General features: G+C 47.6%; 15 protein-coding genes and 2 other annotated features. Of the genes, 3 read left to right on the plus strand and 12 right to left on the minus strand.

Going from position 1 to position 20,183, the window contains the following annotated elements:
• Positions 1-3,057 (minus strand): leucine-rich repeat domain-containing protein (locus tag J2Z66_RS31845; protein ID WP_209976812.1); only part of this gene is annotated, 3,057 nt, incomplete at its 3' end.
• Positions 3,058-3,199: 142 nt separating this feature from the next.
• Here J2Z66_RS31845 and J2Z66_RS31850 point away from each other — a divergent pair.
• Positions 3,200-4,939, plus strand: a complete 1,740-nt coding sequence (locus J2Z66_RS31850; protein WP_209976813.1) for a sensor histidine kinase — start codon at positions 3,200-3,202, stop codon at positions 4,937-4,939.
• Positions 4,936-6,069 (plus strand): response regulator, encoded by a 1,134-nt coding sequence (locus J2Z66_RS31855; protein ID WP_209976814.1) that lies wholly within the window; start codon positions 4,936-4,938, stop codon positions 6,067-6,069. Before J2Z66_RS31850 ends, J2Z66_RS31855 begins: the two co-directional genes overlap by 4 nt.
• A 95-nt stretch (positions 6,070-6,164) precedes the next feature.
• On the opposite strand, the gene groL is transcribed toward J2Z66_RS31855, so the two are convergent.
• The 8 genes from groL to J2Z66_RS31895 form a co-directional block, all read right to left on the minus strand.
• Positions 6,165-7,802: a chaperonin GroEL gene (gene groL / locus J2Z66_RS31860; protein WP_209976815.1), complete on the minus strand. Its 1,638-nt coding sequence runs from the start codon at positions 7,800-7,802 to the stop codon at positions 6,165-6,167.
• Positions 7,803-7,912: 110 nt separating this feature from the next.
• Positions 7,913-8,194, minus strand: coding sequence for a co-chaperone GroES (groES, locus tag J2Z66_RS31865; RefSeq protein WP_209976816.1), 282 nt, complete (start codon positions 8,192-8,194; stop codon positions 7,913-7,915).
• Positions 8,195-8,415: 221 nt separating this feature from the next.
• Complete coding sequence (tatC, locus tag J2Z66_RS31870) at positions 8,416-9,168, minus strand: twin-arginine translocase subunit TatC (protein ID WP_376774527.1); 753 nt, start codon at positions 9,166-9,168, stop codon at positions 8,416-8,418.
• Between the two features lie 87 nt (positions 9,169-9,255).
• Positions 9,256-9,645, minus strand: a complete 390-nt coding sequence (locus tag J2Z66_RS31875; RefSeq protein WP_245375996.1) for a twin-arginine translocase TatA/TatE family subunit — start codon at positions 9,643-9,645, stop codon at positions 9,256-9,258.
• Between the two features lie 24 nt (positions 9,646-9,669).
• Positions 9,670-10,680 (minus strand): molybdopterin-binding protein, encoded by a 1,011-nt coding sequence (locus tag J2Z66_RS31880; protein WP_209976818.1) that lies wholly within the window; start codon positions 10,678-10,680, stop codon positions 9,670-9,672.
• The gene (locus J2Z66_RS31885) at positions 10,670-11,170 is read right to left on the minus strand and encodes a MogA/MoaB family molybdenum cofactor biosynthesis protein (protein WP_209976819.1); all 501 of its coding nucleotides are present in this window, start codon (positions 11,168-11,170) and stop codon (positions 10,670-10,672) included. Before J2Z66_RS31885 ends, J2Z66_RS31880 begins: the two co-directional genes overlap by 11 nt.
• Positions 11,171-11,207: 37 nt before the next feature.
• Entirely contained in the window at positions 11,208-11,705 is a 498-nt protein-coding gene (gene moaC / locus J2Z66_RS31890; RefSeq protein ID WP_209976820.1) for a cyclic pyranopterin monophosphate synthase MoaC, read from the minus strand.
• Positions 11,706-11,731: 26 nt separating this feature from the next.
• Entirely contained in the window at positions 11,732-12,430 is a 699-nt protein-coding gene (locus tag J2Z66_RS31895) for a 5-formyltetrahydrofolate cyclo-ligase (RefSeq protein ID WP_209976821.1), read from the minus strand.
• Between the two features lie 163 nt (positions 12,431-12,593).
• Between J2Z66_RS31895 and abc-f the strand changes: the two genes are divergently transcribed.
• Positions 12,594-14,570, plus strand: a complete 1,977-nt coding sequence (gene abc-f / locus J2Z66_RS31900; protein WP_209976822.1) for a ribosomal protection-like ABC-F family protein — start codon at positions 12,594-12,596, stop codon at positions 14,568-14,570.
• Here abc-f and J2Z66_RS31905 read toward each other — a convergent pair.
• From J2Z66_RS31905 to J2Z66_RS31915, 3 genes are all read right to left on the minus strand, one after another.
• Positions 14,540-16,978 carry a hypothetical protein gene (locus J2Z66_RS31905; protein WP_209976823.1) on the minus strand — a complete coding sequence of 813 codons (2,439 nt, stop codon included), beginning with the start codon at positions 16,976-16,978 and terminating at the stop codon, positions 14,540-14,542. The genes abc-f and J2Z66_RS31905 overlap by 31 nt on opposite strands.
• A gap of 442 nt (positions 16,979-17,420) precedes the next feature.
• Entirely contained in the window at positions 17,421-18,983 is a 1,563-nt protein-coding gene (locus J2Z66_RS31910; RefSeq protein WP_209976824.1) for a 2-isopropylmalate synthase, read from the minus strand.
• A 55-nt stretch (positions 18,984-19,038) separates the two neighbouring features.
• Positions 19,039-19,344 (minus strand) — a binding site (T-box leader).
• Positions 19,345-19,392: 48 nt separating this feature from the next.
• Positions 19,393-19,638: a binding site (T-box leader), on the minus strand.
• Between the two features lie 180 nt (positions 19,639-19,818).
• A complete protein-coding gene (locus J2Z66_RS31915; protein ID WP_209976825.1) occupies positions 19,819-20,007 on the minus strand; it encodes a hypothetical protein in 189 nt (62 codons plus the stop codon).
• Positions 20,008-20,183: the final 176 nt, after the last annotated feature.

A 20,183-nucleotide genomic window follows, 5' to 3' on the forward strand; every position in this document is an offset into this window, starting at 1 on the left:
CTCGCTGATCCCACTGCTTGCATAGGTAGCCACGGTTACAGTGACATTCCCATTCGTTGAACTTGTCGGACTCACTGTCAAATCAATCGTGGGCACGTTGCGGTCAATGTTGCTAATTGCGATCGTCTCAACCGCTTCATTGCCGGCATTATCCCTTGTATAGACGGTATAAGTACCATTCGCAGTAACGGTAAATTCATTGCCGACAATTGCTTCTCCGCCAGTTGCGAAGAATGCTGTTCCTTCATTGCCTGCTGCCCATCTCAGCTCGCTGATCCCACTACTTGCATAGGTAGCCACGGTTACAGTGACATTCCCATTCGTTGAACTTGTCGGACTCCCTGTCAAATCAATCGTGGGCACGTTGCGGTCAATGTTGCTAATTGCGATCGTCTCAACCGCTTCATTACCTGCATTATCCCTTGCATAGACGGTATAAGTACCATTCGCAGTAACGATAAATTCATTGCCGACAATTGCTTCTCCGCCGGTTGCGAAGAATGCTGTTCCTTCATTGCCTGCTGCCCATTTCAACTCGCTGATCCCACTACTTGCATAAGTAGCCATGGTTACAGTGACATTCCCATTCGTTGAACTTGTCGGACTCCCTGTCAAATCGATCGTGGGCACGTTGCGGTCAATGTTGCTGATTGCGATCGTCTCAACCGCTTCATTGCCGGCATTATCCCTTGCATAGACGGTATAAGTGCCATTCGAGGTTACGGTGAATTCATTGCCGATAATTGCTTCCCCGTCAGTCGTGAAGAACGCTGTTCCTTCATTGCCTGCTGCCCATTTCAACTCGCTAATCCCACTACTTGCATAGGTAGCCACGGTTACAGTGACATTCCCATTCGTCGAACTTGTCGGACTTGCTGTCAAATCGACCGTAGGCAAGTTGCGGTCAATGTTGCTGATTGTGATCATTTCAACCGCTTCGTTGCCTGCCTCGTCTCGCGCATAAACGGTATACGTTCCGTTAACTGTTGCGTCGAACGAGCCGCCTGTGAGCACCTGTCCGCCTGTTGCGAAGAACGCAGCAACCTGACTGCCTGTAGCCCATTTCACGCCGTCAATGGCGCTGCCCGTACCATCCGTGCCGACTGTTATAGTAACATTCCCATTCGTCGGTGTTGTCGGGCTAGCTGTCAGGTTAATCGTGGGCACGTTTCGATCAATGTTGCTGATTGTGATCATTTCAACCGATTCGTTGCCTGCCTCGTCTCGCGCATAAACGGTATACGTTCCGTTAACAGTTGCGGCGAACGAGCCGCCTGTGAGCACCTGTCCGCCTGTTGCGAAGAACGCGGCAACCTGGCTGCCTGTAGCCCATTTCACGCTGTCAATGGCGCTGCCCGTACCATCCGTGCCGACTGTTACGGTAACATTCCCATTCGTCGGTGTTGTCGGGTTAGCTGTCAAATCAATAGATGGGCTAGTATGATCAACCTTAAATACTACTGTATATTGTTCTGTAGAGTTGTCTGGAGCTTCCACATCCAAGGTAATTGTCACCGTTCCTTCGGTAAGATCGATGGATGGAGAGTCCGACCCGTACGGCACCAGCGTATGATTGACTTTCACTTCCGAGAACGGGACAACAGGAGTAGGCGTCACGATGACAGCATTCGCATTTGTCATCAGGTTGAAGGTGCGTTCCGCCAGATTGAATGTCAACCCGGGTATGTTAAGTTCCAGGTCTGCGAGCTCTGCCGTGATTGTCTGGAAATGGAGACTGTTAACAGTAGCATAAGTCTTCGAAGTTGATGAATCATAACTATATAGTGTCAGATTGGATAAATTATAATTAAAGATTTGGTTACTCTGGAATGTTATATTCTCGCTAAGGACCAGAACATCCGAAAGTAACGCGTTATAGTAAAATGCTCTATTTCCAATTGTCGTTACGCTATCCGGAATCATCACACTTGTCAGCTTGTTTTCTTCAAACGCTCCAGGCCCGATCGTCGTCACACCTTCAGGAATCGTCAGCGTGGCCAATTCATTAATCTTGAAAGCAGAATTATCGATTGTGGTGAGACTGCTTGGAAGGGTCAAACTAGTCAGCTTGTTTGCTTCAAATGCTGCAGTCCCGATCGTCGTCACACCTTCAGGAATCGTCAGCGTGGCCAATTCATTATACTTGAAAAGAGCATTACCGATTGTGGTGAGACTGCTTGGAAGGGTCAAACTAGTCAGCTTGTTTCTTTCAAACGCTGCAGGCCCGATCGTCGTCACACCTTCAGGAATCGTCAGCGTGGCCAATTCATTATACTTGAAAGCAGAATTATCGATTGTGGTGAGACTGCTTGGAAGGGTCAAACTAGTCAGCTTGTTTGCTTCAAACGCTTGTGGCCCGATCGTCGTCACACCTTCAGGAATCGTCAGCGTGGCCAATTCATTAATCTTGAAAGCAGAATTATCGATTGTGGTGAGACTGCTTGGAAGGGTCAAACTAGTCAGCTTGTTTTCTTCAAATGCTGCAGTCCCGATCGTCGTCACACCTTCAGGAATCGTCAGCGTGGCCAATTCATTATACTTGAAAAGAGCATTACCGATTGTGGTGAGACTGCTTGGAAGGGTCAAACTAGTCAGGTTGTTTTCTTCAAACGCTGCAGTCCCGATCGTCGTCACACCTTCAGGAATCGTCAGCGTGGCCAATTCATTATACATGAAAGCAGTATTATCGATTGTGGTGAGACTGCTTGGAAGGATCAAACTAGTCAGCTTGTTTTCTGCAAACGCTGCAATCCCGATCGTCGTCACACCTTCAGGAATCGTTACCGAGGGCAGCTGCTTATTCTTGAAAGCATTCATTCCGATTTCGACCACAATTAATCCGCTACCCACAGTATTCGGTATGACAACATCCACTCCGCTAGCTCCAATGTAGCTTGTAATGATAGCGGTGCCATCGCCCAGGTCCTCATACTCAAAAACTCCTCCATGCACTGCAGCTTGTACAGTTGATACTGGAAACGACATGACACTTCCTAACAATAGCAATATTGACAGTGCTGTAAGTCCTGTTTTACGTGAAAAACCTCGCAACATCATGAATTCCCACCTTTCATATCTGCATATATGATAACTACGTAGCAATTAGTTTTCATCCTAGCATACTGATATGATAAAATTATGATAGAATTCAATTACAACATCCAATTCTCTCAACATCAAAGGAGCAACTTACTTATATATGGAAGGTCTATGGACACTACCCTCAATCACAATCCTACTATCGGCCATTCTAATGTGCATCATGTTGATGTATGCGATCGTGTACTACCGGGAACGAGGTGTGCGCTTTTTCGTATGGGTATTAGGCTGTAGAGTCGTTTATGCCGGAAGTGTGATTCTCGAGATCAGTCGCACAGACTTGCAATCCAAGCTTTTTTTTCGAAATATAGAGCAAACCGCACTTTTATTCATGGTGCCATTGATGGTGCTATTTGTCCTGGACCTGATCGGCAAGGACAGGTGGTTGAGGCTGCGATGGAGCTTCCCTCTCCTTGCCCTATTCGCTTGCTGGGCCGTTCTGATCTGGACAGATCCTTATTGGCGCATCATTAATAGATCTCAAGAGTTGATTAATGGACACCTGGTCACGACCAAGTCCCCGTACGCTCTAGCTTTCAATCTATTGTGCTATGCCATTATTGCGGGCTGCGTATTCGTTCTGTTCCGTTACATACGAGGCACGCGTCCTGAAATCCGCGGCGCCGGCATGTGGCTGCTCCTGTTCGGCAGCATTCCAGCGTCGGTGGAAATGATGAAGTTATTCATGCCCACTCTCTCTCCGTGGCTTCTACCTCTCTCCGTGTATAGCGGGATTTGTGGCATGATCATGTTCTGGATTATTCTGCGGAAGAAACTATTCACAAGTGTCCCCGTGGCGAGGAACATCGTTGTAGAAACGATGCATGAAGGGATGCTCATTATGAATACGGATGGCAAGATTATCGATAGCAATAGATTGGCTCGTTTACTGTTAGAGGATAACGGTAACCGACCAATTCTAGGCCGTAATTACGGCGAAGTACTCACAGCTTGGCCCCAGTGGCAGTCTGCATGTGCTCACATGGAAGAATGCCGAATCGAGATCAGTACACAGATCGGACATGAGAAGAAATCATACATAGTGAATATCTATCCATTCTTCACCCAGCGACAACGCAAGCTAGGAACCATCTCCATCATTATCGATATTACGGAGAAGCAACAAACGCTGGAGCAGATCGCTCACCTTAACCAAATGAAGGATCAGCTCTTCACAGCGGTATCCCATGACATTCGTAATCCGTTAGCCGTTCAAGTCAACTTGTTGGAGCTGCTAGAGCAAGAGAAAGGACCATCCAGCCAAGCTGGCAACGAGATTATTCATGCATTAGGCGAACAAATTCGCAACACCTATACGATTGTCGAGAATCTCATGGAATGGTTCCGCGGTCAGAAGGAAGGCATTGTGCTGCATCCTGAATCACTTCTCGTATCTGATATTGTCGAAGAAGCATGTCGTTTACTCTTGCTGAACTGTGAGGTGAAGCAATTGACTCTGCACGTCCATATAGATGAAGACATTCGTGTTTACGTCGATCGCGAAGCGCTTATTCTGGTAATTCGCAATCTTCTATCCAATGCGATTAAGTATTCTAATCAAGGTGGCATGATCCAAATAAGTGCTATACCTACCGAGAGCAGGGTCGAAATCTCTGTTACCGATAATGGTGTGGGGATGAGCGAGGAACAAATTCGCCATGTGTTCGATGAAACTCGGTTTGATTCCACTGTAGGCACCGCTGGCGAGAAAGGAACTGGTCTTGGATTACTCGTAAGCCGGCAATTCCTACAAATGTGCGGTGGATATCTCAAGGTGCACAGTAAACCAGGAAGCGGAAGCAACTTTACAATTGTTCTAGAGGGTGGGGATTTGCGATGAGGGTTATTGTGATTGATGATGAGAAGGCCATGCATATCGTGATGAATCACTTACTATCCGAGATAAGCGGCGTAGTCGTGGTTGGTTGCTATCAAGATGCCGAACAGGCGCTGGAGCACGTACGACAAGAAGCCATAGATCTAGTATTCATAGATATCATGATTGGGCAGGATCATGGGTTGGAGGTAGCCCGTCAGCTTCGTTCTACCCACAGTGAGATAGACATTGTATTCGTAACCTCACACAAGGAATTTGCTATTGATTCATTCGACAGCTATCCCCTAGATTATATGATTAAGCCTGTTTCGAAATCACGTCTAGAGCAGACGATCGATCGAGCCGCAGCAAGAATCAGAGAGAAATCCATGATTGCGGACAGCCCCACCGGAAAGCTGAAGGTGCGGGCCTTTGGAGGGTTCGAAGTAAGGAGCGAGCAAGTTGGACTTGCCAAATGGATCTCGAAGAAAAGTATGGAGCTGTTCGCCTACCTGCTCATGCATAGAGATCGCCAGGTTTCCAAAAGCCGGATCATCGAACACATTTACACCGACACTCCACAGATGAATGCTGCACTCTACGTGAATACGAATGTGTATCAGCTACGTAAAACCCTGCATGCACTTGGATATAAGAACATCATTGTCCATTCTCAAGAACAATACTGGTTGCTCCTCGATCAGATCGAGATTGATTTCGTGCAATTCGAAGATCAGATATCTCAATTCTCTGCAATTGAATCCGATCATATTGAGCAGGCATTGGCATGCGAACAACTGTATTCTGGAGAATTATTCGAGGACCGATCGTATGAATGGTCGATTACCGAGCAAGTCCGTCTGCACAATTTGTACGCCCACTTCGCCAAACAGTTGAGTCAGCTTCTGATATCGCATCGAAGATCCGAGCAAGCAACCCTCCTAATCAAGAAGCTGCTTCTAAGCGATGAATGGGACGAGGATGCGAACTTGTTACTACTTCAGGCTTATGGAGAATTGAAGGATTATGTATCATTTACGCAACATTATGCCCACATATCAAATCTGTACCAGCAAGAATTATCCGTTCCCCTTCCCATTGAATTCTCGGAGATGTATGAATACTTCATAAATAAATGCAATAAGACACCTTAGAGCAATTTTCACTCTAAGGTGCCTTCTGTTTACACAATGTGGGCAAAAATCTGTTTCCCCTCAAGTAAACCCTTTACAACAGGCTTTTCAGCCTACTACATCATTCCACCCATACCGCCCATGCCACCCATTCCGCCCATATCAGGCATCGAAGGTTTGTCTTTTTCCGGTTTGTCAGCGATGACAGCCTCGGTTGTCAGGAACATAGCCGCTACGGATGCAGCGTTTTGAAGCGCGTAACGAGTTACTTTAGCTGGATCTACGATACCAGCTTCAAACATGTTAACCCATTCGCCGGTAGCAGCATTGTAGCCAATACCTACTTCTTCTTTTTTCAGACGCTCAACGATAACGGAGCCTTCTTGACCTGCGTTGGAAGCAATCGTGCGTACAGGCTCTTCTAGAGCGCGTAGAACGATGTTAACGCCTGTTTTCTCGTCGCCAGATACATTTACCGCAGAAACTGCGTTATAAACGTTAACAAGGGCTGTACCCCCACCGGATACGATACCTTCTTCAACTGCAGCACGAGTAGCGTTCAATGCATCTTCGATGCGAAGCTTACGCTCTTTCAGCTCAGTTTCAGTAGCAGCTCCGACTTTAATTACAGCTACACCGCCGGAAAGCTTAGCAAGACGCTCTTGCAATTTTTCTTTATCGAAATCGGAAGTAGTTTCTTCCAATTGTGCGCGAATTTGTACGATGCGAGCGCCGATGTCTTTCTTGTCGCCAGCGCCATCAACGATGATTGTGTTTTCTTTGGTTACGCGGATTTGACGCGCGCTTCCCAGTTGCTCTGGAGTTGTTGATTTCAGTTCCAGACCCAATTCTTCAGTGATCAGCTGGCCGCCTGTAAGAGCAGCAATGTCACCCAGCATAGCTTTACGGCGATCGCCGAAGCCTGGTGCTTTAACAGCTACGCAAGTGAATGTTCCGCGAAGTCTGTTAACTACTAGTGTAGCCAGAGCTTCACCTTCAACGTCTTCAGCAATGATCAAAAGCTGCTTACCGGATTGAACGACTTTTTCCAGAACAGGCAGAATTTCCTGAATGTTCGTGATTTTTTTGTCAGTAATCAGGATGTACGGGTTTTCCAGAACAGCTTCCATTTTGTCTGTATCTGTAATCATGTAAGGGGAAATGTAGCCGCGGTCGAATTGCATACCTTCTACAACTTCCAGCTCAGTAGCAAATCCACGGGATTCTTCTACTGTGATAACTCCGTCATTCCCTACTTTCTCCATAGCTTCAGCGATCAATTGACCCACTTCATCGTCAGCAGCGGAAATAGCAGCTACTTGTGCGATGGATTGCTTGTTTTCGATCGGCTTAGCAATTTTTTGAAGCTCTTCTACAGCTGCTTTAACGGCTTTCTCAATCCCTTTGCGAATAACCATCGGGTTAGCGCCTGCAGTTACGTTCTTCAATCCTTCACGGATCATGGCTTGCGCCAGAACAGTTGCAGTTGTAGTACCGTCACCAGCTACATCATTGGTTTTGGTTGCTACTTCTTTAACAAGCTGAGCACCCATATTTTCAAATGCATCTTCAAGTTCAATTTCCTTGGCGATAGTCACACCGTCATTGGTGATAAGCGGGCTGCCGAATTTCTTCTCAAGTACAACGTTACGGCCTTTAGGACCGAGAGTTACTTTTACAGCGTTAGCCAAAGCATCAACCCCGCGAAGCATCGCGCGGCGTGCGTCTTCACTAAATTTAATTTCTTTTGCCATGAAAATGAAACCTCCCTAAGAGTGTTTGGTTAAGTAATAACGAAATGCTAATTTAATAAGTAAGTGTCCGTATGGACTCTATGCATGTGTAAATTGAGTGTGTGTGTAAATTAAGCAAATACTGCTAAAATGTCGCTTTCGCGCAAAATCAACAGCTCGCGTCCTTCGTACTTCACTTCAGTGCCTGCATATTTGGAGAAAATGATGCGGTCGCCTTCTTTAACTTCAAGCGGAACACGCACGCCATCCTTCAAAACACCTAAACCTGCTGCTACGACTTTACCTTCTTGCGGCTTTTCTTTAGCTGTATCTGGCAGCACGATGCCGCTTGCAGTAACCTCATCCTTCGCAATGGCTTCAATGATTACGCGATCACCTAACGGTCTGATCATGGAAAAATAGCCTCCTTAGATATGGTTCTTTTTATATTGTGGGTCATTAGCACTCATAAGCACTTAGTGCTAACAACAATTCTTATGATAATCATTTCAGCGGAAATTTGCAAGTCCTTTTACACATTTTTCAAACTTTTTTGCACCTCTTCATTGTATCCACGGGTTGGACGATTATTCCAAAGAAAAAAGAAAAAGCAGCCGACATCATCGTTAGCTGCTTATTCAGGTGTCGATTCTTGAGCCCACTCAGCATCCTGCAAAAGCTGCTTACGGTGGATTCTGGTCGAAAAGAACACGCCAATTTCATATAAAATAATAAGCGGAATAGAAACAAGAATAGCTGAAATTGCATCTGGTGGAGTAATCAATGTGGACAGGACAACCATCAGCATATACGCATACCGGCGAAATTTCTGCAGCAGCTTGGGGTTCAGAAGCCTGATTTTTGTAAGGAACATAACTACAATTGGCATTTCAAAAACTAGCGACAAGGGAATCAGAATGTTGAACATAAAAGAAAAATACTGCGAAACACCATAAACCTCATTAATCTCAAGGCTTTGGCTAATCGAAGACGTAAAGTGAAAGGCCAGCGGAAACACAACAAAGTAACCGAAAGACAGACCTGCCAGAAAAAATATAAAAACCGCAGGAATGTACATGATCGATGCTTTCTGTTCAGATACGCGAAGACCCGGCTTCACAAAAGCCCAAATATGATAGAGCGCAATAGGCAAGGTTATTAACAAGCCAACAACAAGGCCAAAATTCATATAAAGCTTGAGGGAGTCCCACGGGGAAAAAACATTCCACTCGATGCCATTAGCAGGGGGAACGCTTTTCAAGAACCGGATCAAAGACCGCGCAAATACCAGCCCGATTACCATGCCAATGACCAGCATTAGCAGCACCCACATAATCCGTTTCCGAAGCTCTCCAAGATGATCTACCAGGGACATTTCTTCCTTCATTGACATGTTTCACCAACCTACTTTTTTCTATTAATAATAGCATAAAAAGATAGAATAAAACGTTTACATGATCTCAGGTGGGGCTAATTAATCTGGCAAACGTCTTTCCCGTTCCCGCTGAGGCTGGACTTGTGTTGTAACGGCCTCCTGAGGAACACTTGAATCTGGCAGCAACTGCTCTTCTTTGGCCGAATCTTCTTTGATCGAATCTTCCTTAATCAAATCTTCTTTAACCAATTCGACGGTGACTTCTTTCTTCTGGGGAGCAGGAGGATTTGACTGCATGGCTTGCTTTATCATTTCTTGTGGTGGCTCCATCTTCACATTTTCCACAATTTCACGGGCGCCCTTTTTCAACTCAGCCAGCGTTTTTCCAACCGTGCGGGCAATTTCCGGAAGCTTCTGTGGCCCGAACAAAACAAGCGCGATAATAACAAGCAGTACAATTTCGCTGAAGCCGACATTTTGCAGCATCATACAGCCACCTTTCTATAGTTTAAACTAACAGTTGTAAAGCCCTCCGTACCCCATCTCCGTAATATCACCCCGTACAATTTCCTCACCTGCACAAATTCTAGGAAGCAGCACATCAAAAGAAGTATATGGATCGTGCATTACGCAACCTGGCAAACCCATTATAGGAACATCGTCCAAATAAGCCATCATTAACATAGAGCCTGGAAGCATCGGTGTTCCGTAGCTGACTATCCGGGCTCCAGCCTGCTTGATCGCCCCTGGTGTCCTGTCGTCAGGATCTACCGACATTCCTCCCGTAACGAGAATCAGATCAGCTCCCTGCGCTCTATATTGATGTATGTGCCGCACAATCATCTCACTATCGTCAGGCGTCAGCTGCTGATCTATCACTTCAGAGCCAAGCGCAGCAACCTTTGCTGTAACAACAGGACCAAACTTATCGGCGATGCGCCCCTTAAAAACTTCGCTTCCGGTCGTAATAAGCCCCACACGAAGCTTACGGAACGGCTTCACTTCAATAATCGGCTCACCTGCCTGCCGGAGCTCACGCGCCTGCTGTTCAATCCGCATAACCTTGGCTTCTTCGACAAGGAGCGGAATAACCCTCGTACCTACCAAGGATTGTCCCGCTTGAACGACCGTGTTCGTCTTCATCGTAGAGATAACGACCTGATCCTCTGCATTCGCACGGTCAACGAACGCTTTGTGGATTTTGGCCAGTCCATGAATCGCCGATTTCACATTGACCTTGCCTTCATGAGGCTCTGTGCATGTTACATTTGCGCCGCTTATTGCCCGCGCCATCCGTTCGGCCGCTTCATCCTCATGAAGGTAGCCTGGAGCAAGCTCCATAACATATATGTGTTCCTTACCTATGCTTAATAAAGCGGGAATATCCGCCTCTTGAATTTGGTAACCCTTGCGGAATAATCTCCCCTTGAACTTGCCTGGCAGAATTTGCGTCAAATCATGCGGCAAAACCATGCCAACCGCATCCTCTACCTTCACTTCCCGCAGCATGCCCTCAGGCTTCATCGGTATGCTCTCCCTCTTTGCCAGTCAGAATACCCAGCGCATGCGGCAGCTGATCGATGATAGCCATCAAATTCTCCTGCACGCCCTTCGGACTTCCTGGCAGATTGATAATGAGCGTCCTGCCGCGGATACCGGCTACTGCGCGCGAGAGCATCGCCCTGCGGGTTTTCTGCATCGATGAGACTCGCATGGCCTCTGCAAAGCCGGGAGCTACCCGGTCGATGACATTCAAAGTCGCTTCCGGCGTAACATCTCTTAGCGCAAGCCCTGTCCCACCCGTTGTGAGAATCAGGTCAGCCTGATAATAATCAGTCATTTCGATCAAGGAAGCCATGATTTCATCCATCTCATCCGGAACGACCCGGTACTCGATAATGTCCCCCTGAATTTCTTCCTCAACCAGCTCGCGGATCACCTGAGCGCTAGTGTCCTCCCTCTCGCCTCGGAAACCGCGGTCGCTGGCCGTTAGAATCGCAACCTTCCAGCGCATCAGCGTCACCTCTCTTTCTTATTACTTTACCAGAAAATCATGAAGAAAGGGGAGCATTTCTGTGAAAATCCCCATTTTTACCGCCAGTTTTCGCTAGCAGCATCGTAGAGCTTATGACCATACTCTTTTCCACAGCCTTGCACATATCATAAATTGTTAGCGCAGCCGCAGAAACAGCGGTTAAGGCTTCCATTTCTACCCCGGTTTGACCCGTAGTACGAACGGTAGCTTCTATGTATAACTCGTTATCCCCATTGTCGGAGAATTGAATATCAATGCCTGTAAGCGCAATCGGGTGACACATCGGAATCCAGCTGGACGTTTGCTTGGCACCCATAATGCCTGCCACCTGAGCCACAGCAAGGACGTCGCCCTTCTTCAGCTTGACTTGCTTAATTAGCTCCAACGTTTCGCGCTGCATGGAGATGCTGCATCTGGCGGTTGCTGATCGTTTCGTTTCTGCCTTTTCGGTCACATCCACCATGCGGGCGCGCCCCTGCTCGTTAAAATGAGTCAGCCCGGAGGAAGACTCCATCGGTATCAGCTCCTTTAAGTTTATGCTTAAGCCTGATGCAATTCAAGCGTTTCTGTTATTAGCCCATCTACACGAAAATCATGCCACGAGACAGGCACCTGCTCTACGATCTGCAAATCAAATGCAGCAGCAACCAAGTAGGGCTTGGCCAGCCCGCGTGCTGCAAACAGCTGGATAAACCGGTCATAAAATCCTCCGCCATAGCCCAGCCTGCCAAACGCTTTGTCAAAAGCAAGTCCAGGCACCAGAATCATCGACAAAGCTTCAATATGATGCTCTACAGGCAGCTCAGCTTTAGGCTCTCTAATGCCCCACAAGCTGCCTTCCACGTCCTCATAGCTGCTGACCGCATGCAAATTTAAGCTTCTCGTCTCCTTGACGACCCGCGGTAACAGTACACGCACCCCTTCCTGCCAGCACCACTCCATAAAAGGAGTAATATCAGCCTCTGAGCGAAAAGGCATATAAGTCAGCACGGTAGGCGCCATTTGCTTGACTGTAGTCCCGTCTTCCCCGCCGCCGTCTGGATGCAGAGAATCAGGAGAAGGACTCAGAGTTGGACTATAGGACAAATTTTGTGCATGAGCCAAAAGACGCTCCTTGCCAAGCTCTATAAGCTGTTCATTAATTATGGCCTGCTTGGCGGACCGGATGTCAGGAGTCAGCAGTGAGCGCTTGGCTTCTAGTTCCTTGCGCAGCTCTATTTTACGTTCACGGATGTTCATGATGTCTTTCCCCTTCCTTAGGGGTGGTTTTCCTCATTCTAACATACAGAGATCAAAAACTACACTCATACAAATACACTCCATGGTGAATAGGTGGCAGTCCGCCCTGGAATCAGGTATTCTGAAGATAGGAAAAGAAAATACGACCGGAGGTACTACAATTATGCTGCTGCAAGTGTCAGGAATATCCAAAGGCTACGGGGTTCGTACCGTGCTTTCAAATATAACGCTGCAAATAGAAGATCGCGAGAGAATTGGGCTTGTAGGCGTCAATGGCGCAGGGAAATCTACACTGCTGCAAATCATTGCAGGCGAGCTTTCCTATGATAGTGGAGATTTATTCAAGGCCAAAGAAACGAAGATTGGCTACTTGCGCCAGAACAGCGGCCTGCATACAGACAAATCGATCTGGAATGAGCTGCTGAGCGTGTTCACGTCCCTGCTGGAAACCGAGAGAGAGCTGCGCGAGCTGGAGGCGCTTATGGCCGATCCGCAGCTGCTTCTTGATGAGAAGAAATATGAAACCACCATGAACCGTTATGCGGTTAAGTCGGAATGGTTTCGCGAGCATGGCGGCTATGAAATTGAAGCTAAAATCCGCGGTATTTTGCATGGCATGGGCTTTGGCAGCTTCCCCCCGGACACGGCCGTCAAAACGCTTAGCGGAGGGCAGAAAACAAGGCTGGCATTGGCCAAGATGCTGCTGGAGGAGCCCGACCTGCTGATGCTCGATGAGCCAACCAACCATCTGGACATCGCTACGCTGACATGGCTGGAGAACTATTTACGCGGGTATCCCGGCGCCATCCTGGTCGTCTCGCATGACCGTTATTTTCTGGATGCTCTCGTTACTTCCATTTATGAAATTGAGCGCAACGCCTCCCGCCGCTACACAGGCAATTATTCCCGATATGTAGAGCTCAAAGAAGCCGACTACGAAATTCAAATGAAGCAATATGAAAAGCAGCAGGGCGAAATTTCCAAAATGGAAGAGTTTGTACAAAAGAATATTGTCCGCGCCTCTACGACCAAAAGAGCGCAAAGCCGCCGCAAGGCGCTGGAAAAGCTGGACCGCCTGGATAAGCCGTTAGGCGATTTGAAACGGGCCTCATTTTCTTTTGAAGTGGCCCATGCCTCCGGCAAAGAGGTGCTCCAGGTTGACCATATTGCCCTTTCCTATGATGGCAGCAATATGCTGGTTGAGGATGTCTCCTTTCAGCTGAAGCGCGGCGAGACGGCTGCCCTGATCGGACCTAATGGTGTGGGCAAATCCACGCTGCTCAAAACATTGATCGGCCAGCACAAAGCGGAACGCGGCAGCTTCAAGTGGGGGGCCAACGTTAGCGTCGGCTACTATGATCAGGAGCAGACCGGCCTGACGGCGTCAAACACTGTACTGGATGAAGTGTGGAACAAGTTCCCTCATTTGGAGGAGGCGAGGATTCGGACGGTGCTTGGCAACTTTCTTTTTAGCGGCGAGGATGTTTTCAAGAAAGTGTCTGCGCTCAGCGGCGGCGAAAAAGCCCGAGTCTCTCTGGCCAAGCTGATGCTGGAAAATGCCAACATGCTCATTCTCGATGAGCCGACGAACCATCTTGATCTATACAGCAAAGAAGTGCTCGAATCCGCGCTTATGGACTACGAGGGCACTCTGCTATTCATCTCTCATGACCGCTACTTCCTCAATAAAATGGCAGAGAGCATGCTTGAGCTTTCTCCCCAAGGGTTAACCAGCTATTTAGGCAATTACGATGATTTTGTCGAAAAGAAAGCCGAGCTTGCCGAAATGGAAGCTGCCCGTCTTGCCAAGGAGGCCGGCAAGCTGAAGGCAGCCGGGCAAGCGGGCGGACAGGCTGACCAGCGCCAGGGGGCAGGAAGCAGTTCAAGCGCTGGCGGCTCTAGCTCTGGCTTGAGCTCCAAGCAGGCCACGCGAGAAGAACGTACCCGACAGCGCAAGCTCGAGCAGTTGGAGCTGGACATTGCCCGGCTGGAGGGAGAGGTTTCCGCCATCGAGGCTGAGCTGGCTGACCCCTCCGTGTACAATGACTACATCCTCGTTCAGGAAAAAACGGCAGCTGCCGAGCAGCGTAAAGCAGAGCTGCAAAGCTGCTACGAGGAGTGGGAAGCGCTGCTCTTGTGAAGACTGGCTAGCCGCTGCGACTGCTCTTCCTCAAGCCGCAGCAGCAGCATTGGAACCGCGACGTAGACAATAAGCGTCGCAGCAGCAACAATTCCGGAGTCATTGAGCAGCAGTGCTGCTATGGCTCCAAGTGTATTTGCCGCAAACCCGTACATTAGATACGGGTATTTGTTTTGCCAGAGGACGAGTCTTCCTCTCGGACGAAGCACGAGCACCGCCATCACAAAGAGGCTGGTGATCAGCACTTTGCTCCATGCGGATACACCGATCAGGTGCCGGTTCATCCGCAGCTTGCGCACGATCAGCTCCCGCAGCTGATCGAACTGCCCCTCGCGCAGCGCGTGGAACGCGCGCCCCACATGGCTCTCCCGCCCGGCCGCGGCGGGAGAATCTGCGCTGTTGAGCAGCCACAGCGCCAACAGCCCTACCGCGAGCAGCGCTGCCAGCAGGGTGACCACCCTGCTCCAGCGGAGCTCGCGCAAGCTCTTGCCGGCACAGCAGCATGTGCCGGCTGCGCCGAAGGCGATGGCGGCGCTGAGCGCGCCGCCCGCATTCGCGCCCAAAGACGGTGCCGCCAGGTACACCGTCACTAGCGCGAACACCGCGCAGGCGAGCAGCGCGGCGCAAAGCAAAGCAGACGGCGCCCGGGCGCCGGAGGCACCAGATGCTGCCGTAGGAGTTCCTGCGGCAAGCCGTATATGCCAGCGCTGCAGACTGACCGTCACGGCTAGCAAGAGCGCCCCGATGAGCACACCCATCAGCTCATTGCCGATACCATAATAACGGGCTCCTATCATCGGATCATAGCTTAAAACTGAATACCTCATAGCATAGGCACCTGTTAAACCATCCGTCAAAATCATGACACTAACAATCCAGGCTAACAACGAAAGCGCACTTAGCAGCTTAACTCGCTGAAGTAAATAAGCGCCAACCAACACGACTAGAACAAAACCCGCATACATCCATCCCAAAACAGCTCCTCTTCCAACTGCAAACAACAGCGGCTTTATCCACAAACCCATTACTAGCATCACACAGGGAGCAGCAAGTATAGTTAAGAGGCAAATTCTGCATGCCTTAACGGCCCATTCTTTCCCGATTCCCATGCCTGCATATGGCCGAAAACCTATAAACACCATAAACACCAGACACAGCAGTAAAACAATCACCTCATAAGTAGCAAAAGCAAGCAAAAGCTTCAGCCGCAAACGATAAATAGTCTGCATAGCAGACACATCGCTAATCAGCCACTTGGAATCCCTCTTTTGACTTACCATCTCTACAGATTGCCCAGTCATCTCCTTTGGAATTCTAATACCGAATTCCGTTAACAGCGACGCCGACAGATCCGTGTAAGCAATCACTCCCACCCGCCGGGTAGTCTCCGAAACAAGAAGTCCTGCCCTCACTCCTCCCTCCATATCTGCAGAATAGCGAATCACCGGCGCTAAAAAAGCCTTCTCCTTCACAGCATCTACACCAACTTCGGGTGAAAAAATCCACATAACCCCCTCCTTGGATATTCCTCCCGCTATTACGCCGAGACATTCATCCAGCTCTTGAAGAATTTCAAGCTTAAGCTGCACAAACCTCTCCGCACTATAACTATCCCTATCTGCATAAAGCCGGTACAAATCTCCTAACTCCAGCAGTACGACTCGCTTCTGATTACTTTCCTCTTCCATTACACTCAACAAATGCTTATAATCCGTTTTTACACCAAAGGGCCTGTCCACAGAAGCCATCAAAGCGTCATTTCCAATCACGCCACGGTCCACTCCGCCAGCACGATCCATTAACATCTGCGCAGCGTATCTGCGAAGCTTCTTTGGATCCTCAAAAGTTATCCCCAGATCACTGCTCCCCAAAACCATTCTAAGCACTCCATGCTGCTTCAAACTTTCTCCCAACGTTCCTGGAGAAGCATTCGAAAAGCTATTCTTATTCGCCTTATCCAGAACATGAACTTGTGGAACCAAAACCTCTCCAACGTTAAAAGCAGGCTTTCCCGAATATCTATTCATAAGCTCTAAAGCAGATGCACCACCCCACAGCTCCTTAGCCCCAAAAGTCTGCACACCTGCCATTCCCACAGCATTAGCTCCGGCCCCCAAGCTCACATAAACGTCGCTCATCTGCCTTTTCTGCGTACGAATATTCATCGCTGCAAAGCCGGATTGTTTGACAAGACGTTGTAAATTCGGCATTTCCTCCAAAACAGCAGGCTCCAGCTCCATAAAAGAAAACCCCGGAATCGCCACCAGCACCACTTGCTCAAACCATCTATTTTCGTCCACAGAGGAGGCATACAGCTTTACCGGCAAACACCCCCAAACAGCCAAGCAGCTCAATATTACAATCATAATCCCAATTATATTTCGACCTAAAAACCCTCGCTTTCTCATTTATGCGTCACCCAGCCTCCCTTTTGTGCTAGTCTTAGCTTATCTCCGAAAGAGAAACCTATCCCTAACATTTTCCAAAAAGGCATGGACTATTATGTTTCACAAATTCCCAACCACTTTTCAGCCATTTTTCAACCAACGATTTACAACCATTTACAGCGATTTACAGCTAATTACCAACAAGTTAACAACTACTTACCCACTACTTATCCACAACCAAAAACGCATAAAAAAGAGGATTCCCCTCCTTATTTAGAAGGAAATCCCCACTTCTTCACAATCTTATCCACATTATCCACAAAATCTTCGAAAAAAGTTATTCTGTTGTTATCCATTTCCATGGCTATTTACAAACCCTTAATATATAAGCAATTCTACGACTTATCCCCATTGTACACAGGGTATGTGCATAACTTTACCCACACTGCGTTGTTAGTTAAAATCAGGAGCTTGCCAATTCGGTCTGAAGTGACGCATTTTGTATCCTGACAGCCTGATTGCATGCTGAGAGGAAGGCTTTCGCTACGGCCATTAGCACATCCTGGTCAATGCTTGAATTTTTAAACGTCCTGCCATTTACCGTTATCGTTACCTCAGCTTCACCTGTTGCTTTTTCTCCTGTGGATAAAGATTGAAGCTCCATATCAGAAAATTCCACTGGCATCGGCATTGCCTGCTTAAGACTGTGCACAATCGCCTCAATCGGACCTTCACCCGTAGCTGAATATACCCGCTCTTCCCCAGTCTGATTATTCCTGATGGACACAGACGCCAGCCGTTCCCTGTCGCTGCTGCTTACTACTTGCAAATGAAGCAGCGTATACGGCTCCATTTGACCATGTGCTGCTTCCCCTACAAGCTCCATAAGCTGGTCATCTGTAACAATCTTTTGTTCATCAGCCTTTACTTTGAAACGATTATAGAGATCCTCAAGCTCCTCGTTGTTAAGTTGCAGGCCGAACTGGTTGACGCGATGCTTTAGTGCATGCCGGCCGGAGTGTTTGCCAAGGATAATCATGGAGCGAGGAATGCCCAGCTTCTCAGGATCCATAATTTCGTATGTGTTTCGATTTTTAAGCAGCCCATCCTGATGAATGCCAGCTTCATGTTGAAAAGCATTACGTCCCACAATAGGCTTATTAAATGCAATCGGAAAATGCATAACTCTGCTAACCATACGGGAAGTATTAAAAATCTCCCCCATCACAATTCCCGTCTCTACGCCAATTGTCTCTTTTCGGGTTTCGATGGCCATCACCAGCTCCTCCAGCGAACAATTCCCAGCGCGCTCCCCAACGCCATTGACGGTAACTTCCACATGGGTAACACCTGCCGCAATAGCTGCAAGACTATTGGCAACAGCAAGGCCCAAATCATTATGACAATGCGCGCTGTATTCCACAGTGTTTCCGCCGCGAACCCCTTCACGAACCCTGCGGAACATCCGTCCATACTCCTCAGGCAGCGCATAGCCTACCGTATCCGGAATATTAAGAATCGTTGCCCCTTCAGCAATAGCCGCCTCCAACACTTCAAACAGGAACTCCTCTCCAGTTCTTGTTGCATCCATAGGCGAGAATTCGATTTGATCCACCTGTGATTTAGCATAAGAAACCATCGACTTGGCCATCTCAATAACCTGTTGCCGCGATTTACGCAGCTGAAAGTCAAGATGAATGTCTGAAGAGGACAGGAACAAGTGCAGCCTGCGCTTAGCAGCAGCTTCTGTAGCTCTAACCGCCTCGTCAATATCAGCTTTAACCGATCTGGCAAAACCACATATCTCTATACCTTGAAGCTCTTTCGAAATTTGCTGAACAGCATAGAAATCTCCAGGGCTCGATATTGGAAAACCCGGTTCAATCGTATCTACACCCATCTTCGCCAATTGACGTGCTATACGTATCTTCTCTTCAGGAAAAAGCGATGCACCCGGCGCCTGCTCCCCATCCCTCAACGTAGTATCAAAAATTCGAATTCGCTTGTTATTCTTATTTGTATTCATTCTCAACTTCCTCCTTTGAAATTAAATAAAAAAATAAAAAACCCGCCATCTCTATATAAGAGACGACGGGTTTATTCAACCTGACGCGGTACCACTCTCGTTGGCTCAATCAATTGAACCCACTTAAGACTCCTGTCCTTGCATTTGTACAACTAAGCCATTATGACGGCCTGCTAACAAACGAATTCGACGGAATCACCCTTTCACGGAGGTTACCCGTTACCACCTATTGGCCTGGCCACACAGCCCGTCAGCAGTACCGCTCCCAAGCGAGTTCAAGGTCCTTACGGACTGCGTCGCATCAACCCGCAGCTTTCTGTACCGTCTTTTCGCCTTTACTACTCTTGATCATTGCGTTTTTTGCATATTGTTTTTTATCAAACATCAAAAAAAGCCTACCATCTCCTATAAAAGAGACGATAGGCTTGTGCCTTCCGCGGTACCACTCTTGTTGATTCGAGAAGCTTCTCAAATCCACTCATGCACCCGTTCACGAGGGTCAACCGTCAAAACCTAAAATGGGAAGCAACTCCAATCCCACACTTCAGTCTTGCCGCTCGCAGGCGAGTTCAGGCGATGTTCCGACTGCGTTGCACCAACCCGCAGCTCTCTTGACGAAACGATCTTCCTTACTAATCCCGTTCTTAGCGTTTTTAGATATGCTGTATATTATAGTATGACAAAAAATCAATGTCAATACACATTAAAAACAAAAAAATACAAACAACCTACCACACTTGCCCACCACATTTATACCATATTTTATCACTTTCTGAATTTATTTTATCCAATAATTTACCCCTCTGACGCTTTATTGTTTTATCGCTTTATCAATTTAAAGTAACCCCCCATCTCCCTCAGTTCCAAAGTTTTTAAAACTATGAACACTATCCCCTCTCCTCAGAAAAAAATCCCTTTTATCAAATATTTGTTCTTCTTTCTTCTTTCTTCTTTCTTCTTTCTTCTTTCTTCTTTCTTCTTCCTTCCTTCCTTCCTTCCTTCCTTCCTTCCTTCCTTCTCTCATTCTCTTCCTCTTCCTCTTCCTCTTCCTCTTCCTCTTTCTCTTTCTCTTTCTCTTTCTCTTTCTCTTTCTCTTTCTCTTATTCTTTATTCTTTATTCTCTTTATTCTTTATTCTCTTTATTCTTTATTCTTTATTCTTTATTCTTTATTCTTTATTCTTTATTCTTTATTCTTTATT

The sequence above is a fragment of the Paenibacillus eucommiae genome (genome assembly GCF_017874215.1).
Taxonomy (GTDB): Bacteria; Bacillota; Bacilli; order Paenibacillales; family NBRC-103111; genus Paenibacillus_AI; species Paenibacillus_AI eucommiae.